The sequence below is a fragment of the Bacillus cereus group sp. BfR-BA-01356 genome (genome assembly GCF_022663635.1).
Taxonomy (GTDB): Bacteria; Bacillota; Bacilli; order Bacillales; family Bacillaceae_G; genus Bacillus_A; species Bacillus_A cereus.
In genome coordinates this window covers 65,923-91,789 of sequence record NZ_JAKUFX010000009.1, presented here as the reverse complement: position 1 = coordinate 91,789, position 25,867 = coordinate 65,923, and the positions used below count along the sequence as shown (strand labels likewise).

The following is a 25,867-nucleotide window of genomic DNA, read 5'->3' as shown; positions in this document are numbered from 1 at the left end:
GTATTTTACATAAAATACTGGTCTAGTTTCGTGATGTCTTTTTTAAGCAATTTGTCCTTTGATAACTTCAAAAGATATTATTTTTCAGTTGACATACTACCGCAGGTCTTTTCTTACACACCTATACTTGGACTAGTAATTGTCTTCCAACCCGTCCCTGGGTCTTCGTTGCATTTCCAGCCACCACTGCCCGGTTCATTGTGCCAACCTACACCAGGGTCAGTAATTTTATGCCCACCAGGTTCTTTTGTGAATTCTCCCATTTTTTATCCCCCTTTCTTTTTGTATATAAATATTGTAGCTCACTTGTTCTATATCTGTAAGTTTCCTTTTACAGATATTAGGCTTACATGCTATCATTTCTTATACCACTACCACATATCACAGCTTGTATCTAGAAAACGATTATGACGAGGTGAAAAATCATGGCATACTTTCGTAAACGTGGTGAGAAGTGGTCTTTTACCATGGATGTCGGCAAAGACCCTATCACAGGTAAACGGAAACAAGTCACTAAAGGTGGCTTTAAAACAAAGAAAGCTGCTCAAGAAGAAGTGGCAAGAGTAACAAATGATTTAGCAAATGGGGATTACGAGAATAGTGATATTCGCTTTTCTCAGCTCGTAGAAATCTGGATGCAAGAGAAAGAATCATCGTGTAGACCATCAACATTGTATCAATACAAACGCATTCTACGCTCACGTGTTATGCCTGAATTTGGTGAAAAGAGATTATCAGATATAAAACCATTGACTGTTCATAATTTTCACCAGAAGCTACTTAAAGAGGGTCTAACTACGAAATACATTTCATCTGTTGATGTTATGTTAAAACAAATCCTCGATAAAGGCGTAGAACTAGAAATGATTAACTCTAATCCTGCTAAGAAAGCTAAACGGCCTAAAGTTAAAAAGAAGTCGCAAGCTAGTTGGACAGTGGAACAAGCCATGAAGTTTATGGAGTATGCAAAAATACAAGGAAGCTATTATATTGCGTTTGTTTTAGCGTTGCATACAGGCATGCGGATTGGAGAAGTATTAGCTTTACAGTGGGATGATATTAATTTCAAAAACAAGACTATTCATGTACAAAGAACATTAACGCTTGTTGATGGAAAGTATGAATTAGGTGAGACAAAAACTGAAGCATCTAATCGTATAATCCCGATGACAGAGGAATTAATGGGAGAATTGTTAGAATATCAAATTCATAAGAAGGAGAATTCTTTCGACTTATTAATTTGCACAAGAAATAAAAAAATCGTGCATCCATATACGATACGCTACCAAATGAAAGCTTTGTGCGAAGCAATTGACGTACCGTATATTAGATTCCACGATATCCGAAGAACGTTTACAACTATTTTAATCGATTCTGGCGCAAATGCAAAGGTTGTTTCAAAATTGCTTGGTCATACAAATGTTTCTACAACTTTAAATATTTATACTGATGTTTATGAAGAGCTTCAAATTAAAGTAACTGAAATGCTAGGAAATGTATTAAAAAGTGGTCGAAGTGGTCAAAATGTGGTCATCGTTGAAAATGAAGAGGATTAAAACCCGTATAACAAGTGGTATAATGCGTTTATAGTGTAAGTTTTTTCTTTACACTATAATGAAGTCATCATAGTAAATAATATATAGAGTATCACGTTTTTCAAAAAGATGCTACATCGAAAGGAGAGATTACCATAAAAGCTGGTGGTATTGTTGTTGAATATAACCCTTTTCATAACGGTCATCTTTATCATGTGCAACAGACAAAAAAGTTAACACAATCCGATATAATAATTGCCGTTATGAGTGGTCCTTTTTTACAGCGTGGTGAGCCCGCACTCATTTCCAAATGGTATCGCACTAAAATGGCCTTAGCAAACGGCGTAGACCTTGTTGTAGAGCTTCCATACGTCTTTGCAACACAAAAGGCTGAAACCTTCGCAAATGGTGCTATTTCCATTTTAAATGCCCTACGTGTTTCCGAAATTTGTTTCGGTAGTGAGGATGGACAAATCGAAAATTTTTATAATACCATCTCCATACAAAAAAACGAAGAAGAGACTTTTAACTGCCTTGTAAAACAATTCATGGACGCTGGTAATAGTTATGCAAAAGCAACATCGGATGCTTTCTCACACATTTTAACATCTGAAAAAAACATAGGTATGTCACAACCAAATAATATTTTAGGCTTCCAATATATGAAAGCAATTCTGTCACAAAATAGCTCTATACAAGCTCAAACTATAAAAAGATTTGCCTCTCATTATCACGATGAAACATTTAATGACCAACATATTGCAAGCGCGACAAGCATCCGAAAACAACTCTTTAGCGAAGAAGGATCATTTACAACAATTGAACCTTTTCTCCCACAGGCAACCACTTCGCTTTTAGCAAATTACAAACAAAACTACGGGATATTACATAATTGGGAACAATACTTTTCATTTTTTAAATATAGACTCATGACGATGTCTCCAGGGGACTTACGACATATATATGAAATAGAAGAAGGTTTAGAGCATCGTATTTTATCAAAAATACAAAACAGTTCCTCCTTCTATTCATTCATGGAAGCATTAAAAACAAAACGTTATACATGGACTAGATTACAAAGAGCTTGTACACACATTTTAACAAACACAACAAAAGAGGATATACGTAGCGCAAATATAGAACAACACGCACCATATATTCGCCTGCTAGGCATGTCACAAAAAGGACAAACTTACCTTTCAAAAAATAAGAAAAAAATCGAACTTCCAATCCTTACTCATACAAAAACATTCGACCATGCCGCTTTAGATATAGAGAAAAAAGCAAACTCTGTATATTTCTCCATCATGCACGAACCGTTACGCACACAACTATTAAAACAGGATATAACACACCATCCTATTCGCTATGATGAAACAACTACAAAATTCCTATAAAAAACCTCTCTATTTCAGAGAGGTTTTTTCCTTATCCATCTTTTCTAAATATGTTAACGCATCATCCAGCGTATCCACTGGTACAATTTTCATTTTTGTTTTAATATCCTTTGCAGTCTCAAGTGCATCTTTATAGTTCGATTTCTCCGCACCTTTTTCATTTGGCGCAAAGAACACTTCAGCCCCAGCATCGCTAGCAGCCACCACTTTTTGATTTATACCACCAATCGGGCCCACTTCTCCTTTTTCATTAATTGTACCTGTTCCAGATATTTCATGTCCTTTCGTTAAGTCTTCTTCCACAAGTTGATTATATATTTCTAATGTGAACATTAAACCTGCGGATGGTCCACCAATTTCATGAGAATTAATTTTCACTTTCGGATCGACCACTAATTCTCTTTCCGTAACGATAGAAACACCTATACCGACACGTCCATTCCCATTAGGAATCGTCTTTACATTTAAATTCTCTTTCAATTGTTTTCCATTTCTCATGTACTCAATACTTACAGCATCATTTTCTTTTTTCCCTGTCATATATTCAATAAATTGCTCCGTCTTTTCAAACGTTTTTCCGTCAACAGCTATAATAACATCACCAAGCTTAAGCTTTCCTTCTGACGGCATTCCTTTTGCCACACCAGCAACTAATACACCTTTATTTTCAAAAGATACTGAGCGATTTGCACGTTTATATGCATTATAAATTGCTGCATTTTGTGAATCTTTCATCGCATAATTTTGGCGAAATTGATATTCTTCATCACTCTCACCTTTTTGCAATATTTCTTCCGCTTTCGAAATATGTGTATATTTATTAAACTGTGCCGCTATTAAATTCACCACATTTGCTGGTCCCATTGAAACCGTAACAAGCATAAAATCACCAGATTCTTTCGTTCCACCCTCAACTTGAACATAAGGCTCTAATTTGGCAGCCATTCCTGGTTTTGTTATATAATACGGTAAACGTACGTAAACAAGTAACATCGCCAATATAACCCCTATTAAGATTGCATATATAAACCGAAAACGCTTAAACATTATGTTGCTCCTTCCACTGCTCAATTAATAAATAAATATTTGAAATATGTTTTTCTGCTTCTACTTCTCCAACTCGAATAATGTCTTCAATGTTTGTAAAAGCACGTGAACTAAATTGCTCTACAGCTGGTCGCATCATTAAATCCGATGCAATTTGCCGATTCATTACAAGCTCATGCTGCATAATTTCAATACTTTGCATGATTACGTCATAAATGGACGTAACATCGCCATTTACCTTAATTGGAGATACATCAACAGCGATAACAATATCGGCCCCTAACTCTTTCACAACCGATACTGGGATGCGATCAATGACTCCACCATCCACTAATAATCTTCCATCTATTTTTTCTGGTACAAACACTCCAGGAACAGATATGCTAGCCCTCACCGCATCTGCAACTGGCCCACTTGTAAAAACCACTTTTTCCCCCTTCAATATGTCAGTAGCCACAACAGCCGTCGGGATATCTAACTCTTCTAAATTTTTATTATATGTAAACATTTTAATCATATCTTTGACACGTTTTCCAGCAATAAATCCCATTTTCGGTACCGTGAAATCTAAATAATACTTCCGCTTGAAAACAGATGCCAATTTATACAATCTTTCAACGTTGCTACTTGCCGCATAAAACGTACCTATTAGCGCCCCCATACTACTTCCTGCAATCATGTGAATAGGGATACCCGCTTCCCTTAAAACCTTTATTACACCAATATGAGCAAACCCTTTCGCTCCTCCAGACCCAAGTGCTAAACCAATCTTTGGTTCTTTCATTTTTCTCACCCTTTAATTTTTTTCATTCCTTTTTCATACTTATGGTCTAAATTCACTACGTATCCACGTATACTGAAATGAACGTTTTTTGGGACAAAGGGGGATTTACTTACATGTATGAAAAATGGAAAACCGCTTTCCTTACCATATCAACGCTATTTTTAACCTTTTCTCTTGTACTCCACCCCCAAGCCGCTTTGCAAGCTTCTATTCGCGGGTTAAATATATGGTGGGAAGTTGTATTCCCTTCACTATTACCGTTTTTCATCATTGCGGAACTTCTAATTAGTATCGGTGTTGTAAAATTTATTGGCGTTATATTAGAACCACTCATGCGCCCACTTTTTCGCGTTCCAGGGATAGGCGGATTTGTTTGGGCGATGGGAATGGCTTCTGGTTTCCCTGCAGGCGCCAAATTAAGCGCTAGACTACGAAAAAGCAATCTTTTAACTCAGATTGAAGCGGAGCGCCTCGTTTCTTTCACAAATTCTTCTAATCCACTTTTTATTTTCGGTGCTGTGTCTATCGGTTTTTTTAATAATCCGAAATTAGGAATTATATTAGCCGCTGCCCATTATTTCAGTAACTTTGCTGTCGGATTAATTATGCGTTTTTACGGCGATAATACCGCTTACAAAATTAATACACACACTACAAAAAAACGTCGCTTTCAAAACCCTTTTTTAATCCTTCACGAGACACGCTTACAAGAAAAAAGACCAATTGGTAAATTACTTGGGGATGCCATTGTTTCTTCTATTCAAACATTACTTATGATTGGCGGATTTATTATTTTATTCTCTGTGTTAAATAAAATGATTACTGTATTTCACATTACAGCAGCTCTTTCTTTTATTATGCAACATATTTTATCATTCTTCCAACTAAGTACAGATTTTAGTATACCTATATTATCAGGTATTTTCGAAATGACACTCGGAAGCCAAATGATTAGTCAAATAAATGAAACACCGCTCTTACAACAAGCTATGGTAACAAGCTTCATTTTAGCATTTAGTGGTCTTTCTATTCAGGCACAAGTTGCTAGCATATTAGCTGAAACAGATATCCGATTTAAACCCTATTTTTTCGCACGAATTATTCAAAGTATTCTTGCCCCTATTTTTACATTTGTATTTTGGACACCATTTTATGAGAAAGTGAGTTCTTTCTCGCCTATGCCAAAAGATATTCCTGTATTTTTATCCGAGCATCCTTCTATACTACATGAAATTTGGACATCTTTTATACATTATGGACCAATTTTCACATTATTTTGTCTATACTTATATGTTATTTTATTATTTTTGCGCACATATAAAGAAAAACCCCGTTCACTTTAACGGGGTTTGAAACTTTTCTTTTAAAGCACGTTCTACAATAGGAGGTACAAGATCTACTACACTTCCTCCATACCTCGCAACTTCTTTTACAATACTCGAGCTTAAAAATGAATATTGATTGTTTGTCATAATAAAAAATGTTTCAATATTTTCATCTAATTTTCGATTCATAGAAGTAATTTGCATCTCATATTCAAAATCAGAAACTGCTCGTAAACCACGTAATATTGCATTTGCATTACGCATTTTTGCATACTCTACTAATAGCCCACTATGCGAATCTACTTTTACATTCGGAATATCCTTTGTCGCTTCTCGAATTAATTCTAATCGCTCTTCAACTGAAAAGAATGGTTTTTTTGATGAATTGTTTAAAACGACTACGTACACCTCATCAAATACTTTTGCTCCCCTTTTAATAATATCCAGATGCCCAAGGGTAATTGGATCAAAACTTCCTGAAGAAATAGCTATACTTGTCATTCTGTCCCCTCACCTTCATACTTATAAATCGATATTGCAGTAATCCCATAATTCTCAGCTCGTACTTTTACAAGCCTTCCTATTGAATTAGGTAAAACTACATCATTACCATGCTCTGCCATAATTAATCCATCACTATGTAGCAATCCATGTTGATCCATTATACTAATTAAAGATACAATTTTTTGCTCTTTATATGGAGGATCTATCAATATAAGATCGAATGACATTTCACGTTTTATTAGCGCCTTTACTGCACGTTCAGCATCATTTCGATATACTTCAGCTTGTTCCTGTACTCTACAACTTTCTAAATTTTGATGAATTACTTTTATCGCTTTACTATCCCGATCAACAAAAATTGCTTTATCAATCCCTCTGCTCAAAGCCTCAATTCCAAGACCACCACTACCACCAAATAAATCAAGGGCGATACCACCATCAAAATAAGGACCTATCATATTAAAAATAGATTCTTTTACTTTATCTGTCGTTGGACGTGTTGTATTACCAGGAACCGCTTTAAGTGGGTGTCCTTTACATTTTCCTGAAACTACTCTCATCTGTTGTCACTACCTTTATTTCAATCTATCGAGCGATTATAGAAAGCCATTCCCACTTCGGTAACCGTTAACAAACCACATTCACCTAACTATAGGAAAACTCGGCCTCAAATAACCTCTCGTTATTTTTATGTATTCATCTCATCATTCACTAATATGAACCCAATATGTATATTAGTTCCACTTTATCTTTTTTATCCTATCACAAAATAAAAAAAAGAAAAATAAAAAGCCCAACATAAAATTTAATTTCATTATGTATATCTTCATTTAGATTGGACATAAATAATTATAACAACATCATCTTCGATGTTGTTGCCAACCGCGGAGAAGACTTACGTTTCCCCATAAGTTCTTCCTCCGGTTTCTCCTCTCCCTTTGCCTTCTTACTAGTACATGCTAGTATAAGAAGGGCCCTGCTATGCAGGGTTTTTTTTCTTTGTGTGCTTTTCATTTAAAAAGTGAAATGGTACAGTAAAAGAAAGAGGAGGAAAAGATATGATTCAACGCTTTATAGAACTTGGAGAAGGCTACTCTGATTTATATGAATTACTTGAAATTGCCAAAACAAATCAAGAACGTATAGCACATATGTTACAATTTGAAACGATAAAAAACGATAAAAAAGTATGTTCGCTTGTTGTAATATTAAAACCAACTACTACTGGTGATTTCCAACCATTATACATATGTCGTGAAGGCATTCCTGTATTTGAAAATAAAAAAAGTAAACGTGTCATTTTATTTGAAGAAACGGCAGAACAACTCGGAAAAAAAGTGGCTACCTTTACTGTAAAACCATCTACAACTTTCCCAGAAAAAGAACTATTTTTTAATCATTTAATTGGTATTTTACGAATGAACAATTTCATTCCTCCGATGAAATAACACGTTATTTCAAGTGAAAAATCCCCGGCTAAATTTAGCCGGGGATTTTTTCTATTAGCTATAATCGTATTCTTTTGCTCGATCAGGACGGGAATTTTCAAATTCCGTTTTTAAATACGGGCGATACGACTGTTCTATCTTTTTCACAAAAGGAAGTTTGTTCAACTTATGCATCATATGCTCAATTTGTTCCATATCACAATATACTACAGCATATTTTAATCGTTTTGATATGTAATGTATGTTACCATATTTCCTTAAAATCTTGGCATGTTTCAATGAATGTAAATAAACAATCATACTTTGTCGTTGCCCGAACATAATCTTCTCCATCTTCTCCTTTTAAAAACATATATTTTATATTCTATGAAAACCAATCAGAAATTTATAACATTACAGGACAAACTCTGTATACGTTTTCTTCCAACTTCTAAAAAACGGGGTACATCACCCCGTTTTTTTACAACCACAACCTCCGCCAGTACCACAACCTCCACCACAGCCACCAGCATCAAAGAATGGATTTCCTGTTGGCACTTTAATGGAAGAAGACACTTCCGAACCGATTGCTACACTAACTTCGTCTAATAACTTCTGCAAAGCAGTTTCTGCTCTTTTAAAAGCTGCAACCTTATCATGTAAGTCCACAGAACGCTTTAATTCTCTCATTTTCATTGACACGGTAGTATAGTCAGGATGGTATTTTCCAAAACGCTGTACTTCCTCATACCGTTCTTTCATCGCTGTAAATTGCTGAATGAGCGTCTGAAGTTCCATATCTTCATGTAATTCTCTATAATACTTACGATAATCTTCTGCTATATCTGAACAGATAATCGCTTTTGCAAGCTGCTCTGCCTTATCTAATATTAATACGCTTTCTAGCGTCGCTACAATCATGAGAGACACCTCCGAGTATCCATCATACCACATTTAGATTAGAACTACTAATTGAAGTGACTTACTCAAAAGAAAGATATAATGAAACTATTTTTACACTATATCCGTACACACTTATACATTAATATGTTCCGCTATATTATATTTAAGAACATCCCACTTTCCACTATTTTGTTTCACATAACTAATACACGCATTTTTTAATGGTGTCTTAAATGTAATTTCATCTGGTTCAATGGCATGTAAAATCGCTTTTATCGCGTGTGAGTGAGCAACAATAATAATACGTTTGCCAAAATGAGTTGTCGCAACATCTTCTAAAGCAGCAAAGCAACGAGCTACAATCTCTTCATCTCGCTCCATACCTTCTACTTTACCTTCAGCAATCAACTCTCTAACAGCCGCAACCGGCTTCCCTGAAGCTTCTCCAAAATTCCGTTCAACAAATCGCTCATCTAATAAAATCGATTGTAATCCAACTGTCTTTGCAATTTCATTAGCCGTTTCTTGCGCTCTAATTAACGGGCTACTTATAATGATATCCCACGTTTCTTCTTGTAAAGCAGCTGCACTCTGACTCGCTTGCTTCTTACCAACTTCATTAAGCGGAATATCTTCTCGCCCCTGAATAATTTCTTGAAAATTCCAATCAGTTTGTCCATGTCGTACTAAACAAATTTCCGTCATGCTGCAACTCCTTTTTAAATAATCAACCTCTATTGTAACAAAAGTTCTGCATGACGGACATATTTTTCACTTCCAATTAGGTTGCATTTTGTTGCTTCATATACTGAAACATATCAATCATGATCGAAGCAACGGCCAATTGATTTTGAAACTTTTCCACTTTATCTGGTATTGTTTTTTTGAAATGTTGCATCGCCGCTAACTCAAAAGCCTCTTTTTCTTCAGGATTTCGTGTTAATTTTCTATACCAGTACGGTTGCTCTCTAATATAGCGAGATAAATCCTCATCAGCCTTTATAAACTCCATAATTTCTGCTCTCATCATCTTTCCCCCTAATCCTTTTGAAAGAAAAACGGGTTATTTTCTGAAGTACTTTGCTCTTGCTGCGTACGGTTACCTTGAAATTGCTGAATAACTTGTTGCACGCTCCCAATTGCACTCGTCACATTGGCTAAATGGTTCTGCATTTGTTCCACGTCCAACTTTTTAAAAAAAGAAAGCATTTGCCCCATCACATCAGCAGTTTTTTCCTCTTCAGTTCGATTATCTTTTTCTTTTTTATTTTCTTTTACCGAAGAAAACGCAGGCGCTCCATCCGGTCTATAAGTTGCCCATATTGGATCTTCTTCACCAAGTAAGTACCATTCTTCATAAAATTGTTGCCATGTTTTATGACCACTTCTAACCTCATGAACCATTTTAGGGTGATGGTTTACAAATTCTTTAAACTGTTGAACCGATGGATGTAACGGTCCTTTTGTTGTTGGCATAATCCTCACCTCTCCATGTATATCTACTATATAGTAAGAAAAAAAAGGCGCATGGTTCGCCTATTTTTAGACGATTCATGCACCTTTTTTTCTGCTATTTGCATACGGTCAGATTCCCACCTACAATTCAGTGAATACGAAGTAACTAATTTGGTGATGTTAACACCCCACCGCTTACAATTTCACTTTATTTTCGAATAAAGTTTTGTGTATAAAATTTATCGTATACACCAACACCTAATCCTGTAAATTGTTCATTTAATAAATTCTTTCTATGCCCCTCACTATTTAACCAACCTTGCACTGCCGCAATTCCATCACTATGTTGCGCCGCTATGTTCTCACCAGCAAGTTGAAATCCTACTTTCCCGCGCTGCAAACGATCTCCTAGTGTACCTAATGTAGGTGAGTCATGAGAAAAATAATTATTGTCTTTCATATCTTTACTGTGACCAACAGCAACATCTGCTGTTTCCTGATCCCATGTTAATAATGGTAATTTATGACGACTTCGAATGATATTTGTTAAATCAAAAATTTGTTGCATATTCCCATTTTCTACTTGTTTTATTTTTTCTGGAGTCAATGGTTGTTCTGCTATTAATTCACCTGAATAAACGAGCTGATACGGTCTTTGGCGTAATAAAGTTTCATCATCCATATAACGAACACCAACAAGCTCATGTGTAAATTGATCAAAATACAATTGCGCCCATCCATCTTCTACAGGTATTAACGGTTGTTCCATGACTTCGGTATCAGATAGCTCAAATTGATAACTATTTTTCCCTCTTTTTAATGAAATTTCATGCGAAAGCGGACTTTTTTTATATACTTCTTCATATTTTTCATTTATATAATAAGGTGGAACCTTAACTTGTTCACCAGCTGCGTATGCCGTTACAACTTTACGTTCAGAAACTCCAAATTGAACATACTGAGTTAAATCCTGGTTGTATACCCACCATTCATATCCGTATGCAGATGGCTCTATTCGAGAGGGTTCTCCCCACTTCGCTAATAAGTTTTCAGAGTCTTCACCAATCATATTTAAAACAGTGTCTGAGGAGTCTTCCTTAATTTGCTTTTTCTTTTTCACAATTTTATTTTCTTGCTTTGATTGAGATGGGGTTAATATATATTGTGAAACGAGTAATTTCCCGTATAAATCAACAGCTAAAATTATAAATGTAATCATTACGATACGCAATAATTTCTTCAAACGATATACCTCCTGAACAAAACATAAAATTGAGATATACACAAATCCTTTTCTTTCTTTTTGTGTGTACCGTACTCTTTTCACTATATCATATTTTTGTGAAAAAAGTCTGGATTATCCCTTTTCTCTCAATATGAATTGCACTTTCTTATTATTCATACTATTATAAAAATAATGGTGTAACATTAAAAAAGGAGGTATTATATGCAATTTAAAAATACGAAATTTAATGGAGCCGTCGTTGAATTAACTCTTTTAACTGAAATCATGGAAAACAACCACTTCGTACTTGCCGGACAGTGGGATTATGAGCGAGTTACATACGATTATAAATTTGAAATATTAAAGGATGTTTATTATTTACGAGTGCAAGGAGTTGCTGTTGAAGGTGACATTGGCAGTAGACACGCTGAAGTAAAACTACTTCCCCCCTTATTAGGAAAACATTATTATCCTCACGGCGTTGAATATGGTGATGATGAGACTTTCCCAACGAATGTACTTCAAAAAAGCGAACAACTCCTACAAAATGTCGAAAAAGAGTTAAAAGAATTTCAAATTATCGATTAACAAAAACAAGCGCATCAATATGATGCGCTTGTTTTATTTCCCTTTCCTAAGAATGAATCGTTTTTTTTACTGGATATCCATAAATAGATCCATCTTTTACTTTAATCTCATCTTCCCAAGGAACCTTATATTTACCTTCAGCTAAATCTTTTACAAACGTATATGGATTTTCTTTCACCCCACCAGGAGTTGCTACATATCCTCTTGAACCTAGATTATATATATTATTTTCCAATCCCCATCCTAATCTAGCCTGATCTGCTAGTTCTGGATATACTTCAGCAGTAACAATCTCCCAAGGATTTCGATGTCCCTGTACTAAAGTAGTCCCATCAAAATTACATACTTGTCCTTCACCAAAGTAATAAAATACGCCATCATAACCCGCTAAGTTTACCGACAATGTATACATTAAATTCTGCCATGCATTTGAACGATTGGTTAGCATCCATTGTTCACTAACTTGTGTACTATATCCAGAAATACGAATTAAGACATTTGCACCTTTATAGGCCGCTTCACGAGCTACTTCAGGGAACATGCCATCATGACAAATACAAACAGCTAATTTACTTCCTCCAGGTCCATCACAAACAGGTAAGCCTAAATCTCCAGCTTTCCAAGGCTCGACTGGCACCCAAGGATTTAGCTTACGATACTTCAAAATCATTTCACCTTGTGGATCAATAATAACTGCTGTATTATATGGCTCTCCACCATCAGGATTTTTCTCCATTATTGAAAAAACACCATATACTTTAGATTCTTTACATGCCTCAGCAAATAAGTCTGTTTCTGGCCCAGGCACTGTGCATAAAAATTCTTCTGTAGTCCATTTTTTTGTATTGAGCCCTTGTGTACTATATTCAGGAAATACTATCAATTCTAAACCAGGGTAACCTGATTTGGTCGAATGAATTGTTTTTATGATCTGTTGAATTTGTTTATCAATGTCTGCACGCGATTCTACTACTGGTACTGGATATTGAATTAGTGCTGTCAAAAAACCACTAATCGGCTTTACCATACTTCCACTACTACCCATTTAAACTCCCCCTTAAAATAGTTCGTGTTTATTAAAGATAACAATATATATTTGTAACTCTTTAAAAAACTTGCACTACATATGGAATTATTACGCATGAAAGCTAGTAGTAAATTTTATCTCCACTTTTAGTACACACCTACACTAACTTAACATAAAAAGTTAGAAAATTCAATCTTTTTAAGGTAGCTAAAAAGAAAAAGCGCATGGAATCCCATACACTTTTTTACTTAATCTGTAAATACGGCGGCAATTGTTGCAACTGCTCCTTATCCTTTTCACGTTCTCTACGTGCCCATCTAAAGAATACATAGCCTATAATTGTACCGTACACTATTTCCTGGACAATTTTCATTATGATACCACCAGTTTGCTGATCTTGTACGACTGGCATCCAGTGCAAAAATTCTGGTCCCGTTATATTTAAATCTGATAAAGTGCCCGCTGGTACACATAGTTCCATCGCTTTCATCCAAGCAGCCGGATCCGTATACGTTGCAAATAACGGGGCTGTCGCAAAAATGATTAACGCACATGCAGGCGTTAATAATATGCCGTTAGCAAACATATAACCAAGTTTCTTTATATCACTTAACGTTTGATATTCTGGTAATGGATTTAACATCGGCCACCACATCATGATTGCTGTAAAAAACAATATAGCGAGACAAATAGGATGAGCTATTTGACTTTGTTTTACCGTATCAAAAACAACTGGTAAATGATAAAAAGAAAACAGGCCGTTAAATACAAATAACGCAATAAGCGGTTTAGCAAATGCCTTTAATATAATTTGAACAAACTTAAAAGAAGTAATGTAACGATATAACCAAATTGGTATACCAAGCAACAGTAACGGTGGAACTGCAATATACATGACTGCCATTTCAAACATATGAGCACTAAATATAATATGGCCAATTAAATCAATAGGCCCTCCCTTTACAAAATACAAAAGAACAATACCAGTCGTAAAATAAAAAATTTGCTTCTTACTTACCTTCGTCGCATTTTCAAATCGCATTCTATATGGCCCAATAATTAAGAAGTACCCAATAAGAATCGAAAGCATAAATAATAAAAAGATTGGACTCCATAAAGCCTGAAAACCAAATATCCACAAGTTACTCATTTTCACACCTACCTTCGTAAGGTTATCTCATAATATGAAGAGGGAGCTGTGACAACACAAGCTCCCTTATTTTTCACTTTTCAAATCCACACGATTGTCATAAAAGCTAAAATTGTAATTAACCCTATTAGCAGACCAGAGTAAAGAAAGAAACTTGCTGCTTCATGTCCTTTATGACTCATATGCATAAAATAATACAATTGAAAAATTACTTGTACCACTGCTAATAGTAAAATAAACGGTACAGAGAAAATCGGACTAAAAGTTTTTGGATACGCCACCGCTACAAATGCAACTAATGTTAAAAAAATCATTAATGCAAACGTAATAACTTGATGCCTCATTTCCTCCGCACTTTTTCTCTTCCGATAAACAAGATCAACTTTAGGATTATTCGTTTGCTTTATCGCCATTGTTTATCCCACCATTCCCATTAAATATACTACAGTGAAAATAAACACCCAAACTACGTCAATAAAGTGCCAATAAATCGATGCAACATAAAACTTCGGTGCATTGTATAAATTTAGACCTCTCTTCGCATTTCTAAAGATTAATGTTAAAATCCAACATAACCCAAACAATACGTGGAGTCCATGTGTACCAACAAGAGCATAAAACGCAGAGCCAAACGCACTACTTCTCATAGTATGCTTAAATTCATGTGTATAATGATAAAACTCATATATCTCAAATCCTAAAAACCCTAAACCTAGCAATACTGTTACTAGTAACCAAAGCTGCATTTTCTTAAAGTTAAAGTTTTTCATGTGATACATCGCATATACACTCGTTAAGCTACTCGTTAATAAAAGCATCGTCATAATGAAAACGAGTGGCATTTGGAACATCTCTTGAGATGTTGGTCCACCATTTGTAGAATTCTTTAACGCTAAATATGTTCCGAATAAGGAAGCGAACAACACTGTTTCGCCTCCAAGAAATAACCAAAAACCGACAAACTTATTTTTCCCTTCAAGGGTTGCTTTTTCAGGCTCTGCTGGAAATGTTTCATTCGTTAATTTTTCATCTACATGCATTATGCCTTGCCCCCCTTATCCTCTAAATCTTCTTTATGAATATGATACCCATGATCATCAATTACTGAACGTAGGAACATTGTGCCAAATGTAATGATTAAACCAATAATTGCTACTAATAACCAGAACTTATCTTTTCCGCCCTGCATATACATCGCACCAAATGCCGCTATAAACAATCCGAAAGAAATGACAAATGGTGAAAACGAAGGATTTGGCATATGAATATCACCAACTGGTTCCGCTGCTGTCATTTCTTTATTACCTTCACGTTTTTCAATCCAAAACGGATCTAATCCGCGAACAAATGGTAATTGTTTAAAGTTATATTCTGGTGTCGGTGCTGGCATTGTCCATTCTAATGTACGTGCATCCCACGGATCACGACCAGCTTTTTCTTTTGATACTGTCGTTTTAATTACATTGAATAGAAGAACAATCGTTCCAAGAGCCATAAACACCGCTCCGATGGAACTAATCATATTCCCCATTTCCAACCCTTGCCCTTCAAGATATGTGTAGTAACGGCGTGGCATACCAATCAAGCCAAGGAAATGCTGAATAAAGAAAGTTAAATGGAAGCCGATAAAGAATAGCCAAAACGTTATCTTTCCTAATGTTTCATTTAATACTTTATTAAACATCAGTGGCCAATAATAATGAGCTCCTGCAAGTAAACCAAATACAACACCGCCAACGATTACATAATGAAAATGCGCTACTACGAAATAGTTATCATGAAATTGATAATCAGCTGGTGCAGATGCTAGCATAACCCCTGTAACTCCACCCATTACGAATGATGGAATGAAAGCTACTGCCCACATCATTGGTGTCGTAAAACGAATACTTCCGCCCCACATTGTAAAGAGCCAGTTGAATATTTTGATACCCGTCGGAACCGCAATCGCCATTGTTGCGACTGAGAAAATAGCATTAGCAACTGGACCAAGTCCAACAGTAAACATATGGTGCGCCCATACCATAAATCCTAAAAATCCAATTAATACAGTCGCAAACACCATCGATGAATAACCAAACAATCGTTTTTTCGAAAATGTTGCGAAGATTTCTGAGAATATTCCGAAAGCTGGGAGTATAAGAATATATACTTCTGGATGACCGAAAATCCAGAATAAATGCTCCCATATAATTGTATTCCCGCCCAATGCCGGATTAAAGAAACTTGTTCCAAATAAACGATCTAACATTAAAAGTCCTAATCCTACAGTTAACGGCGGAAAAGCGAATAATATAAGCGAAGATGTTACAAATGTTGTCCATGTAAACATCGGCATACGCATATACGTCATTCCTGGAGCGCGCATATTAATAATGGTTACAAGGAAGTTAATTCCTCCAATTAGTGTACCAATACCTGAGATTTGCAAGCCGAGTACATAGAAATCAACACCATGACCTTTAGAGGCTAAAGCTAAAGATGCATAAGATGTCCATCCTGCATCAGGTGCTCCACCTAAAAACCAACTTAAATTTAAAAATACTCCACCAAAGAAAAATAACCAAAATCCGAGTGAATTCAAAAACGGGAACGCTACATCACGTGCACCAATTTGAAGTGGTACAGCGGCGTTCATAAATGCAAACACGAGTGGCATAGCTGCGAGGAAAATCATTGTTGTACCGTGCATCGTTAATACTTGATTATAAGCATCCCCAACAAGAAAAGCGTTGTTAGGAATCGCTAATTGAAGGCGAATAAATAGAGCTTCTATTCCGCCTATTACAAAAAACAATCCACCTGCAATTAAATAGAGAATGGCAATCTTTTTATGGTCTACTGTCGTTAAATAATCCCATATGACAGCACCCATCCCCTGTTTTTTTGCTACAGAACTCACGTTTTCAACCTCCCCTTCGCGAATAGTCCCTCTTTACTTTTCAACTTTTAACGTTTGTAAGTATGCATTTAATGCATCAATTTGATCATCCGTTAAGTTGCCATATTTGCCAGTCATTTTGTTTCCTGGCTTCATATTTTCAGGATCTTTCAGCCATTTTTTTAAGTTTTCTTCATTGTTTTCGGCAATACCGGCAACCATATCGCGATCCGCAAAGTTTGCTAAGTTTGGTGCGATACGAGCGGAAGGTGGTCTACTATCATTAGATCCAACTGCGTGACAACCAATACAGCTTTTATTAAATATTTCTTGGCCCTCTTGCGCCTTTGTTGAAGCTACTTCTTTCTTCCCATCAATCTTCTTCATATCAGCAAGCCATTTTTTGTACTCGCTTTCATCTAAAGCTTTCACTTTAAATTGCATTAAAGAATGTGATGGGCCGCAAAATTCTGTACAAAAACCATTATAAGTGCCCGATTTATCTGCCTTTAACCACATTTTGTTCACATTGTCTGTATTTGTATCCATTTTCCCTGCTAAAGATGGAACCCAAAATGAGTGTTTAATATCGGCACCCTTCAAATTTAAATACACTTTCTTACCTGTGGGGATGACCAAATCTTGCGAAGTTACTATCTTTTCTGATTTATAAGAAAATTCCCACCAATAAAGATTCGCTGTTACATCAACAACGATAGTATCTTTATCAATATTCTTTTTCTCCATCGCACTTACATCAGCAAGTTTGAATGTATATGTAACTGTTGGAACAGCTAAGATTAGTAAAAGAATAATCGGAATAACTGTCCATATAATTTCTAGCTTGTGATTCCCTTCAACTTGCTCTGGAATATAATCTTCCTGACCTTTCTTTTGTCGGAAACGCACAATTACATATAAGAAAATAATAGTAACTACTAGTACTACTCCTACCATGATTGCACTCGCCAGTAGAAGTAAATCATATTGCATTTTTGCTACTTCTCCTTGCGGAATTAAAGTAGATTGAAAGGCTTTACCGCATCCCCCTAACAGTAAAGCCAGCAGTGAAACGAACGAAAGCAGTCGCCACTGTTTCTTCATACAAACAACCCCCACTTTCCTTGTGAATTAGATTGTACTTTATAGTTAAGTAAAGTAAATCTCAACGTAAAGAAATCCAATTATGTCGTTGTCTTAGAAGAATGTAACTACAATCATTGATACAAATAAGATTGTTAAATAATTTAGGGAATAAACAAACATTTGCACGGACCATTTGATGTCATCTTTCTTACGGAAGCCATAAAATCCTAAAACGATCCATCCGATGTTAAGCAGTGTTGCAATTACCATAAATGTTATCCCTAGTCCACTCATATAAAATGGTAGTGGTAATAAACATACTGTCCAAATCATAATTTGGCGTTTCGTAATTTCAAATCCATGAACTACAGGAAGCATTGGAATTCCTGCATTTCGATATTCATCAACACGTTTCATTGCTAATGCAAGGAAATGTGGGATTTGCCAAATAAACATAATTAAAAATAACATCCAAGCAATTGGATGGCCTAAAGATGGATCGATTGCTGCCCATCCAATTAAAGGAGGAACTGCACCAGATATACTACCTACAACAGTATTTAGTGTATACTTTCTCTTTGTCCATAAACTATATAGAACAACATATGTGAAAGCACCAATAAATCCCATTAAGACTGCCATTGGTGTTGTTAATAATAAAAATACAAAACCAAGAAGTAATATGACTAGTCCAAATGTAAGTGCAAATCCTGGTTTATACTTTCCAGTAACCGTTGGACGGGTCTTTGTTCTTTCCATTAATGGATCGATGTCTCGATCAATGTAGTTGTTTAAACAACATACCCCTGCCATAACTAATCCAGAACCAACGATTGTAAAGAATAACTTATCCAGATTGTCCATTACACTTAATCCATTAAAGTGTAATGCCAACCAAAATCCTGTAAATACAGTAAGTGTATTTGAGTTTACAATCCCCATTTTAACGAGTGCTTTTAAATCTTGTAACCGAGTTGTTTCCGGTACACTTGTAACAGCGGACTCATCATGCAGCTCACTTGTTGCATGGTTCATCACTCTAACCCCCTCTTAAAACTTTCATCTTTCTTTTTGCGCATATTTCAAATGAAATAATTCGCTTCTATATAGCAATATTATTACAGTAGAAACATTGTTAACCCATTCTACTACTAATCTACGCTCATACTCCAATATATTAAATCATATTTCCCGAACATTTTGTGAAGAAAACATGAACTTTTTGTGTCGAATATAAAAAACTTCATTCTGACTTGTCCTTATCATAACATGATGTTACCTTCTATAATAAACTATTTTGTCCTATTTAACACGTATTCTCCCCATTTCTTTTCAAAATAGCCTATTTTTCACCCAAAATTTTCCTTAGGAACCCTGTTTTTACACCTGTTTTCTCCCCATTTCCTTCCTCCTCCATTTCTTTGCTATTTTATTATTTTTTATATATCATAGGAACTAGCGCGTTTTATTCTATACATAATGGAATGAAAATATTTCGCAATAACTTCATAGCAGAAAGATGGTGAAAGAGATTGCAACGCTTTATTAAATGGTTAGCAGTCATTACAAGCCTTGATTTATTAATAGTTTTATTAGGAGGCGCTTTAGTTACAAAAACAGGTTCTGGTCAAGGTTGTGGTAAATCATGGCCACTTTGTAACGGTGAATTTGTTCCATCTAATTTATCAATGGAAACTATTATTGAACTTAGCCACCGATTAACATCAGGATCAGCTGGAATTCTTGTCACTCTCCTTTGTATTTTGTCCTGGAAATATTATAAACATGTGCGTGAAACAAAAACGTTAGCAATTTTATCCTTCGTATTTTTAGTTGCACAAGCATTAATGGGAGCAGCAGCAGTTGTTTGGGGCCAAATGCCCGCTGTACTTGCTATCCACTTCGGTATTTCCTTAATTTCATTTGCTTCTGTCATTTTATTAACGTGTCTTATCTTTGAAATTGACCAAAAATTTGATGCACGTTCACTTATTATGGACAAAAAAATGAAATTTCATATTTATGGTGTAACAATTTACAGTTATATCGTCGTCTACACAGGCGCTTTAGTACGTCACGAACGAGCTAGCTTAGCCTGTCCAGACTTTCCTTTATGTAGCAAAAACAGACCTATGCCAACTCAACTACATGAATGGGTTCAAATGGGCCATAGAGTTGCAGCGATGTTAATTTTCGCTTGGATACTATACGCGATGATTCTCGCTATTCGCCATTACAAACAGCAACCTGTCGTATATTGGGGATGGATCATTTCATTTATCCTTGTTACACTTCAAGCTGTAGTAGGAGTTTTAGTTGTATTTACAAACGCTAGTTTAGCGATGGCATTGTTACATTCTCTATTTATTTCTTGCTTGTTTGCTGTACTATGCTATTTAGTTATGTTAGGAACAAGAAGTAAAGTGAATGCAAAAGAAGCTGCATCAACTTCTAAACAAACAAAATAATATAAAACTAAAATTCCTTGCCGAATTGGCAAGGGATTTTTTTGCAATAAAAAAAGAGCTGTATTTACACAGCCCTTTTTTTATTTTAGTGATCTAATTCAATAAGTAAATCACCCGTTTGAATTGCATCACCATCGTTAACATATACTTTCTTCACTTTACCATTGAACGGCGCTTGAACTGTCGTTTCCATTTTCATCGCTTCTGTAATTGCCATAGAATCGCCTTTTTTCACTTCGTCGCCTTCTTTTACAACTACTTTAATTACCGTTCCTGGCATCGTTGCACTAATATGATTTGGATTCTCACGGTTTCCTTTCACACGTTGTGCAACTGTTTCTTTTACACTCTCATCTTTCACGATAATTTCACGTGGTTGACCGTTGAATTCCAAGTAAAGAACACGGTTTCCATCCGGCTGAGGTTCTCCAATTGATACTAGTTTAACCATCAATGTTTTACCCTGTTCAATTTCTACATCAATTTCTTCACCTAGTCTCATACCATAGAAGAACGTCGGTGTATCAAGTACAGATACATTTCCATAAAGCTCAGCAACTTTTTCATAATCCATAAATACTTTTGGATATAAAGCATATGCCACTACATCAAAAATCGTTACTTCGCGTCCAAGTTTATGGAATAATTCTTCTTTTAACGCTTCGAAATCTACTGGCTCTAGTAATTCACCTGGTCTTACTGTTAATGGCTCTTTCCCTTTTAAAATAATCTTTTGTAATTCTTTCGGGAAACCACCGTACGGTTGACCTAAATCACCAGAGAACATTTCAACAACAGACCCTGGGAAGTCCATCGCATGTCCACGCTCTAAAACATCTTGTTCTGTCAGATGGTTCTGAACCATAAATAATGCCATATCACCAACAACTTTTGATGATGGCGTTACTTTTACAATATCTCCAAACATGTCATTCACACGGCGGTACATTACTTTCACTTCATCGAAGCGATCTCCTAAACCAACCGCCTTCGCTTGTTGCTGAAGATTACTATACTGCCCACCCGGCATTTCATGCATATATACCTCTGTATGCGGCGCATTCATACCACTTTCAAACGGTGCATAGTATTTGCGTACATCTTCCCAATAATGAGATAGTTTTTCTAAAGAATCTATATTAACATCTGGTTGTCTTTCGTTTCCACCTAATGCATAGTATAGCGTGTTCGCACTTGGTTGTGACGTTTGACCAGCCATAGAACTCACTGCTACATCGACGATATCAACACCCGCTTCAATTGCCTTCGTATACGTTAATATACCATTTCCACTCGTATCGTGCGTGTGCAGATGAATTGGAATCGACACTGTCTCTTTTAATGCAGAAACTAAATCATATGCTGCATTTGGTTTTAGTAAGCCCGCCATATCTTTAATACCTAAAATGTGAGCTCCTGATGCTTCTAACTCTTTTGCTAAATTTTTATAGTAATTTAAATCATATTTACTACGCAGTGGATCATGAATATCCCCTGTGTAGCACATTGTTGCTTCTGCAATTTTACCAGTGTCTCGTACAGCGTCAATTGCAACTCTCATGCCTTCCACCCAGTTTAAGCTATCAAAAATACGGAATACATCAATGCCTGCTTGAGCAGAACATTCCACAAATTTTTGAATTAAATTATCTGGATAGTTTTTGTATCCAACTGCGTTTGAAGAACGAAGTAACATTTGGAATAACACGTTCGGCATTTTTTCACGAAGATCTAGTAATCGTTCCCATGGATCTTCTTTTAAGAAACGATACGCAACGTCAAATGTTGCACCGCCCCACATCTCCGCTGAGAATAGGTTCGGTAACATTCTCGCTGTTGGCTCCGCAATTTGATGTAAATCTTTTGTACGAATACGAGTTGCAAGTAATGACTGGTGTGCATCACGGAATGTTGTATCCGTTAAAAGTACACGCTTTTGATCCTGTACCCATTTTACTAATCCGTCCGCTCCACGCTCGTCCAAAATTTGTTTCGTTCCATTTTGGATTGGCTCTGAATGTTTTAAACATGGAATACGAGCATCTGGGAATATTGGTTTTTCTTTTTTACCTACCCCTGGGAAACCATTTACTGTTACTGTACCAATGTAATTTAACATTTTCGTTCCACGGTCTTTACGTTTCGGGAACAAGAACAATTCAGGTGACGCATCGATAAATGAAGTATCATATTCTCCTGATAAGAAGTTTTTATGTTTTACTACATTCTCTAGGAATGGAATATTTGTTTTAATACCACGAATACGGAATTCTTTTAAGTTACGTTCCATTTTTGCAGCAGCTTGCTCAAAAGTAAGTGCCCAAGTTGTAACTTTTACAAGTAAAGAATCGTAGTACGGTGTAATAACTGCACCTTGGAAGCTATTTCCTGTATCAAGACGTACACCAAAACCACCGCCTGATCGATACGCCATAATTTTTCCTGTATCCGGCATAAAATTATTTAGCGGATCTTCAGTTGTTACACGAGATTGAATTGCAAATCCATGTACAACTACTTCCTCTTGCTTCGGAACACCTACCATTTTGCTATGTAATGCATGTCCATCAGCTATTAAAATTTGTGATTGAACAATATCTACTCCCGTAATCATTTCTGTAATCGTATGTTCTACTTGAACACGTGGATTTACTTCAATAAAGTAAAACTCATCATCTTTTACAAGGAATTCTACTGTTCCTGCATTTAAATAATTTACATTTTTCGTTAACTTCACAGCAGCATCACAAATACGCTGACGCAGATCATCTGAAAGTGATACACTCGGTGCAATTTCTACAACTTTTTGATGACGACGTTGTACAGAACAGTCACGCTCGTATAAATGAACAACATTGCCTTCTTCATCTGCTAAAATTTGTACTTCTATATGTTTAGGTTTTTCAACGAATTTTTCGACGTAAACTTCATCATTACCAAAGGCTGCTTTCGCTTCTGATTTCGCTCGATTATATGATTCTCCTAATTCCTCACTAGTACGCACAATACGCATACCACGACCGCCACCCCCAAGGGATGCTTTAATAATAATCGGGTAATCATACTTTTCAGCAAATTTTTCGACTTCTTCTAATGAATTTACTGGACCATCACTACCAGGTATAACTGGAATTTGTGCTAGCTGCGCTTGTGTTCTTGCTTTCACTTTATCTCCAAACATATCTAAATGCTTACTTTTCGGACCGATAAAGATAATTCCTTCTTCTTCACAACGTTTAGCGAATTGAATATTTTCTGACAAGAAACCATATCCAGGGTGGATTGCATCTACATGATTACTTTTTGCAATCTCAATAATGCCTTCAATATCTAGATAAGCATCAATTGGTTTTTTTCCTTCCCCAACTAAATAGGACTCATCGGCTTTATAGCGATGATAAGAACCACTATCCTCTTTAGAATAGATTGCAACTGTTTTTAATCCAAGTTCCGAACAAGCTCGAAACACACGAATTGCAATCTCTCCACGGTTAGCTACCAATACTTTTTGAATACGTTGCAGCTTTGTCATGATTTTCCCCCTCTACTTTCCTACCACTCTAGAGATAAAATATATACACACCTTAAAAAGCGTGAAGTTCTTCACTTTCCACATTATATTATACTTAGAAAGCTTCACTTTATTTTTATCCATCATACCTTATTTTTTAACAAATGATAAGTTTTCTGTGCAATTTGTTTCACAAAAATAGTATAGCATACCTCTTCCTTTTCTAACAACTTAATTGTATATCACATTAAACTAAATGTGATATATTGTTTAACCGAAAGATATATTAATACATCGCATTTAAAACTACTTAAAAATAAAAACACATTATGCTCTAAAGCATAATGTGTTTTTATTTTACAACTACAAGATGTGGTCCATTTTGTTCTCTTTCTTTCATTAGACCATTCTGTTGTTTCTCTTGTCGTTTCACGTGACTAGCAATATTGAGTAGTATCCCCATCGCAAGTAGATTAGCTAATAAAGAACTACCACCGTAACTGACAAACGGTAATGGTACTCCGGTAAGTGGTATTACTCCAGACATACCACCAACATTAATAAACGTTTGAACTCCAAACAAGCTTGCAATTCCGATAGCTATTAAACTTCCAAATGGATCTGTACACTTTTGTGCGACTCTAAATGATCGAATAATTATAAGCAATAAACAAATCAAAATGATTGCTACGCCTATAAAACCAAGTTCTTCCGATATAATTGCCATAATAAAATCCGTTTGTGGTTCTGGTAAATAACCATACTTTTGCACACTATTTCCTAATCCCCTACCATTAAGCCCTCCAGAAGCAATTCCAATAAATGAATTTACCAATTGGAATCCATCCTTTTGAGGATCATTAAACGGATCAAGGAAAACAGAAAAACGTGCCTTTTGATATGGATTTAATGCATAATTGCCAAGAAGATATAGTGCCGGAATCCATACTATAGAAGTTAAAGCAATTCGTTTAATCCATAAGTTAACCTGTACTCCCGAACAAAGGAACATAATTCCTACTGTTCCTGCAATTAACAAATCAGTACCTAAATCATTTTGCTTTAATATTAAAAACATGATTATACCAACACCAATGAGTACTGGACCTGACCCTTTGAAAACAGGTGTATTCGTTTCTTGTCTTTTCGCAAAAAAATGAGCTAATATGAGGATAACCGTTATCTTTACAAATTCCGCAGGCTGTATTCCAAATATCCATCCGTTTGCACCGTTTACTGACTTAGTGAAAAAGGCAGCTGCAGCTAATAAAGCAACACTAGCACCGTAACTCCCCAACAAAAAAATTCGTTTTCTCCAAACTTTATATGGGATAGTAGCAATAATTATTAATACTATTGTCCCAGCAACTAAAGTAATTAATTGTCTTTTAAAAAAGAAATTTGCTGGTTTATCAAATCGCGAAATCGCAACAATGGAACTAGAACTATATACCATTATTACCCCCAGCACACATAAGATAACAAGAGGAAGTAACAATGAATAATCCATTGATTTCCATACTTTTTTCATTTCATTTCCTCTTTCTGTTTCAA

Annotated in this window: 26 protein-coding genes; 6 read left to right on the top strand and 20 right to left on the bottom strand. The window is 35.7% G+C overall.

Annotated features, from left to right (window positions below):
- Nucleotides 1-113: 113 nt before the first annotated feature.
- Complete coding sequence (locus MR168_RS05920) at nucleotides 114-263, bottom strand: hypothetical protein (protein WP_176264004.1); 150 nt, start codon at nucleotides 261-263, stop codon at nucleotides 114-116.
- A gap of 162 nt (nucleotides 264-425) precedes the next feature.
- Between MR168_RS05920 and MR168_RS05915 the strand changes: the two genes are divergently transcribed.
- Nucleotides 426-1,556: a site-specific integrase gene (locus MR168_RS05915; RefSeq protein ID WP_086412212.1), complete on the top strand. Its 1,131-nt coding sequence runs from the start codon at nucleotides 426-428 to the stop codon at nucleotides 1,554-1,556.
- A gap of 194 nt (nucleotides 1,557-1,750) precedes the next feature.
- Complete coding sequence (locus tag MR168_RS05910) at nucleotides 1,751-2,932, top strand: nucleotidyltransferase (RefSeq protein ID WP_236093375.1); 1,182 nt, start codon at nucleotides 1,751-1,753, stop codon at nucleotides 2,930-2,932.
- 9 nt (nucleotides 2,933-2,941) lie between these two features.
- Here MR168_RS05910 and MR168_RS05905 read toward each other — a convergent pair whose 3' ends face one another.
- Both MR168_RS05905 and MR168_RS05900 read right to left on the bottom strand, forming a co-directional pair.
- The gene (locus MR168_RS05905) at nucleotides 2,942-3,979 is read right to left on the bottom strand and encodes a SepM family pheromone-processing serine protease (protein WP_086412210.1); all 1,038 of its coding nucleotides are present in this window, start codon (nucleotides 3,977-3,979) and stop codon (nucleotides 2,942-2,944) included.
- Nucleotides 3,972-4,763: a patatin-like phospholipase family protein gene (locus MR168_RS05900; protein ID WP_086412209.1), complete on the bottom strand. Its 792-nt coding sequence runs from the start codon at nucleotides 4,761-4,763 to the stop codon at nucleotides 3,972-3,974. The genes MR168_RS05905 and MR168_RS05900 overlap by 8 nt, the downstream gene beginning before the upstream one ends.
- 113 nt (nucleotides 4,764-4,876) lie before the next feature.
- Between MR168_RS05900 and ylbJ the strand changes: the two genes are divergently transcribed.
- Nucleotides 4,877-6,106: a sporulation integral membrane protein YlbJ gene (gene ylbJ / locus MR168_RS05895; RefSeq protein WP_000273082.1), complete on the top strand. Its 1,230-nt coding sequence runs from the start codon at nucleotides 4,877-4,879 to the stop codon at nucleotides 6,104-6,106.
- Here ylbJ and coaD read toward each other — a convergent pair.
- Complete coding sequence (gene coaD, locus MR168_RS05890; RefSeq protein WP_000200601.1) at nucleotides 6,098-6,589, bottom strand: pantetheine-phosphate adenylyltransferase; 492 nt, start codon at nucleotides 6,587-6,589, stop codon at nucleotides 6,098-6,100. The genes ylbJ and coaD overlap by 9 nt on opposite strands.
- Entirely contained in the window at nucleotides 6,586-7,152 is a 567-nt protein-coding gene (rsmD, locus tag MR168_RS05885) for a 16S rRNA (guanine(966)-N(2))-methyltransferase RsmD (protein ID WP_001266978.1), read from the bottom strand. The genes coaD and rsmD overlap by 4 nt, the downstream gene beginning before the upstream one ends.
- Before the next feature lie 498 nt (nucleotides 7,153-7,650).
- On the opposite strand from rsmD, the gene MR168_RS05880 reads away from it, so the two are divergent.
- Entirely contained in the window at nucleotides 7,651-8,040 is a 390-nt protein-coding gene (locus tag MR168_RS05880) for a DUF7147 family protein (protein WP_000616017.1), read from the top strand.
- Between the two features lie 54 nt (nucleotides 8,041-8,094).
- Here MR168_RS05880 and MR168_RS05875 read toward each other — a convergent pair whose 3' ends face one another.
- From MR168_RS05875 to MR168_RS05850, 6 genes are all read right to left on the bottom strand, one after another.
- Nucleotides 8,095-8,361, bottom strand: coding sequence for a YlbG family protein (locus tag MR168_RS05875; protein WP_002082261.1), 267 nt, complete (start codon nucleotides 8,359-8,361; stop codon nucleotides 8,095-8,097).
- Between the two features lie 126 nt (nucleotides 8,362-8,487).
- Nucleotides 8,488-8,940, bottom strand: a complete 453-nt coding sequence (locus tag MR168_RS05870) for a YlbF/YmcA family competence regulator (protein WP_000634366.1) — start codon at nucleotides 8,938-8,940, stop codon at nucleotides 8,488-8,490.
- 114 nt (nucleotides 8,941-9,054) lie between these two features.
- Nucleotides 9,055-9,627, bottom strand: a complete 573-nt coding sequence (locus tag MR168_RS05865) for a histidine phosphatase family protein (RefSeq protein WP_000134946.1) — start codon at nucleotides 9,625-9,627, stop codon at nucleotides 9,055-9,057.
- Between the two features lie 76 nt (nucleotides 9,628-9,703).
- A complete protein-coding gene (locus MR168_RS05860) occupies nucleotides 9,704-9,949 on the bottom strand; it encodes a YlbE-like family protein (protein WP_001200990.1) in 246 nt (81 codons plus the stop codon).
- Between the two features lie 11 nt (nucleotides 9,950-9,960).
- On the bottom strand, nucleotides 9,961-10,398 hold the full coding sequence (locus tag MR168_RS05855; RefSeq protein WP_001143346.1) for a YlbD family protein: 438 nt from the start codon (nucleotides 10,396-10,398) through the stop codon (nucleotides 9,961-9,963).
- A 187-nt stretch (nucleotides 10,399-10,585) separates the two neighbouring features.
- Complete coding sequence (locus MR168_RS05850; protein WP_086412208.1) at nucleotides 10,586-11,620, bottom strand: CAP domain-containing protein; 1,035 nt, start codon at nucleotides 11,618-11,620, stop codon at nucleotides 10,586-10,588.
- 204 nt (nucleotides 11,621-11,824) lie between these two features.
- On the opposite strand from MR168_RS05850, the gene MR168_RS05845 reads away from it, so the two are divergent.
- Nucleotides 11,825-12,190, top strand: coding sequence for a YugN family protein (locus MR168_RS05845; protein WP_025709069.1), 366 nt, complete (start codon nucleotides 11,825-11,827; stop codon nucleotides 12,188-12,190).
- A gap of 46 nt (nucleotides 12,191-12,236) precedes the next feature.
- Here the strand turns inward: MR168_RS05845 and MR168_RS05840 are convergent, their stop codons facing one another.
- The 7 genes from MR168_RS05840 to ctaB form a co-directional block, all read right to left on the bottom strand.
- Nucleotides 12,237-13,235 carry a formamidase gene (locus MR168_RS05840; protein WP_000535802.1) on the bottom strand — a complete coding sequence of 333 codons (999 nt, stop codon included), beginning with the start codon at nucleotides 13,233-13,235 and terminating at the stop codon, nucleotides 12,237-12,239.
- Nucleotides 13,236-13,461: 226 nt separating this feature from the next.
- Nucleotides 13,462-14,367, bottom strand: coding sequence for a cytochrome c oxidase assembly factor CtaG (gene ctaG / locus MR168_RS05835; RefSeq protein ID WP_000069022.1), 906 nt, complete (start codon nucleotides 14,365-14,367; stop codon nucleotides 13,462-13,464).
- An 80-nt stretch (nucleotides 14,368-14,447) separates the two neighbouring features.
- Nucleotides 14,448-14,780, bottom strand: coding sequence for a cytochrome c oxidase subunit IVB (gene ctaF / locus MR168_RS05830; protein ID WP_000985706.1), 333 nt, complete (start codon nucleotides 14,778-14,780; stop codon nucleotides 14,448-14,450).
- A 3-nt stretch (nucleotides 14,781-14,783) separates the two neighbouring features.
- Nucleotides 14,784-15,407 (bottom strand): cytochrome c oxidase subunit III, encoded by a 624-nt coding sequence (gene ctaE, locus MR168_RS05825; RefSeq protein ID WP_000557861.1) that lies wholly within the window; start codon nucleotides 15,405-15,407, stop codon nucleotides 14,784-14,786.
- Entirely contained in the window at nucleotides 15,407-17,242 is a 1,836-nt protein-coding gene (gene ctaD / locus MR168_RS05820; protein WP_153578907.1) for a cytochrome c oxidase subunit I, read from the bottom strand. The genes ctaE and ctaD overlap by 1 nt, the downstream gene beginning before the upstream one ends.
- 60 nt (nucleotides 17,243-17,302) lie before the next feature.
- Nucleotides 17,303-18,352, bottom strand: coding sequence for a cytochrome c oxidase subunit II (coxB, locus tag MR168_RS05815; protein ID WP_000745268.1), 1,050 nt, complete (start codon nucleotides 18,350-18,352; stop codon nucleotides 17,303-17,305).
- Between the two features lie 93 nt (nucleotides 18,353-18,445).
- A complete protein-coding gene (gene ctaB / locus MR168_RS05810; RefSeq protein WP_001015058.1) occupies nucleotides 18,446-19,369 on the bottom strand; it encodes a protoheme IX farnesyltransferase in 924 nt (307 codons plus the stop codon).
- 497 nt (nucleotides 19,370-19,866) lie between these two features.
- Between ctaB and ctaA the strand changes: the two genes are divergently transcribed.
- The gene (gene ctaA / locus MR168_RS05805) at nucleotides 19,867-20,802 is read left to right on the top strand and encodes a heme A synthase (RefSeq protein WP_001188742.1); all 936 of its coding nucleotides are present in this window, start codon (nucleotides 19,867-19,869) and stop codon (nucleotides 20,800-20,802) included.
- 85 nt (nucleotides 20,803-20,887) lie between these two features.
- Here ctaA and pyc read toward each other — a convergent pair whose 3' ends face one another.
- Together pyc and MR168_RS05795 are read right to left on the bottom strand one after the other, a co-directional pair.
- Nucleotides 20,888-24,334 (bottom strand): pyruvate carboxylase, encoded by a 3,447-nt coding sequence (gene pyc, locus MR168_RS05800; protein ID WP_242291203.1) that lies wholly within the window; start codon nucleotides 24,332-24,334, stop codon nucleotides 20,888-20,890.
- 331 nt (nucleotides 24,335-24,665) lie between these two features.
- Nucleotides 24,666-25,844, bottom strand: a complete 1,179-nt coding sequence (locus tag MR168_RS05795) for an FtsW/RodA/SpoVE family cell cycle protein (RefSeq protein ID WP_033692897.1) — start codon at nucleotides 25,842-25,844, stop codon at nucleotides 24,666-24,668.
- Between the last annotated feature and the right edge of the window lie 23 nt (nucleotides 25,845-25,867).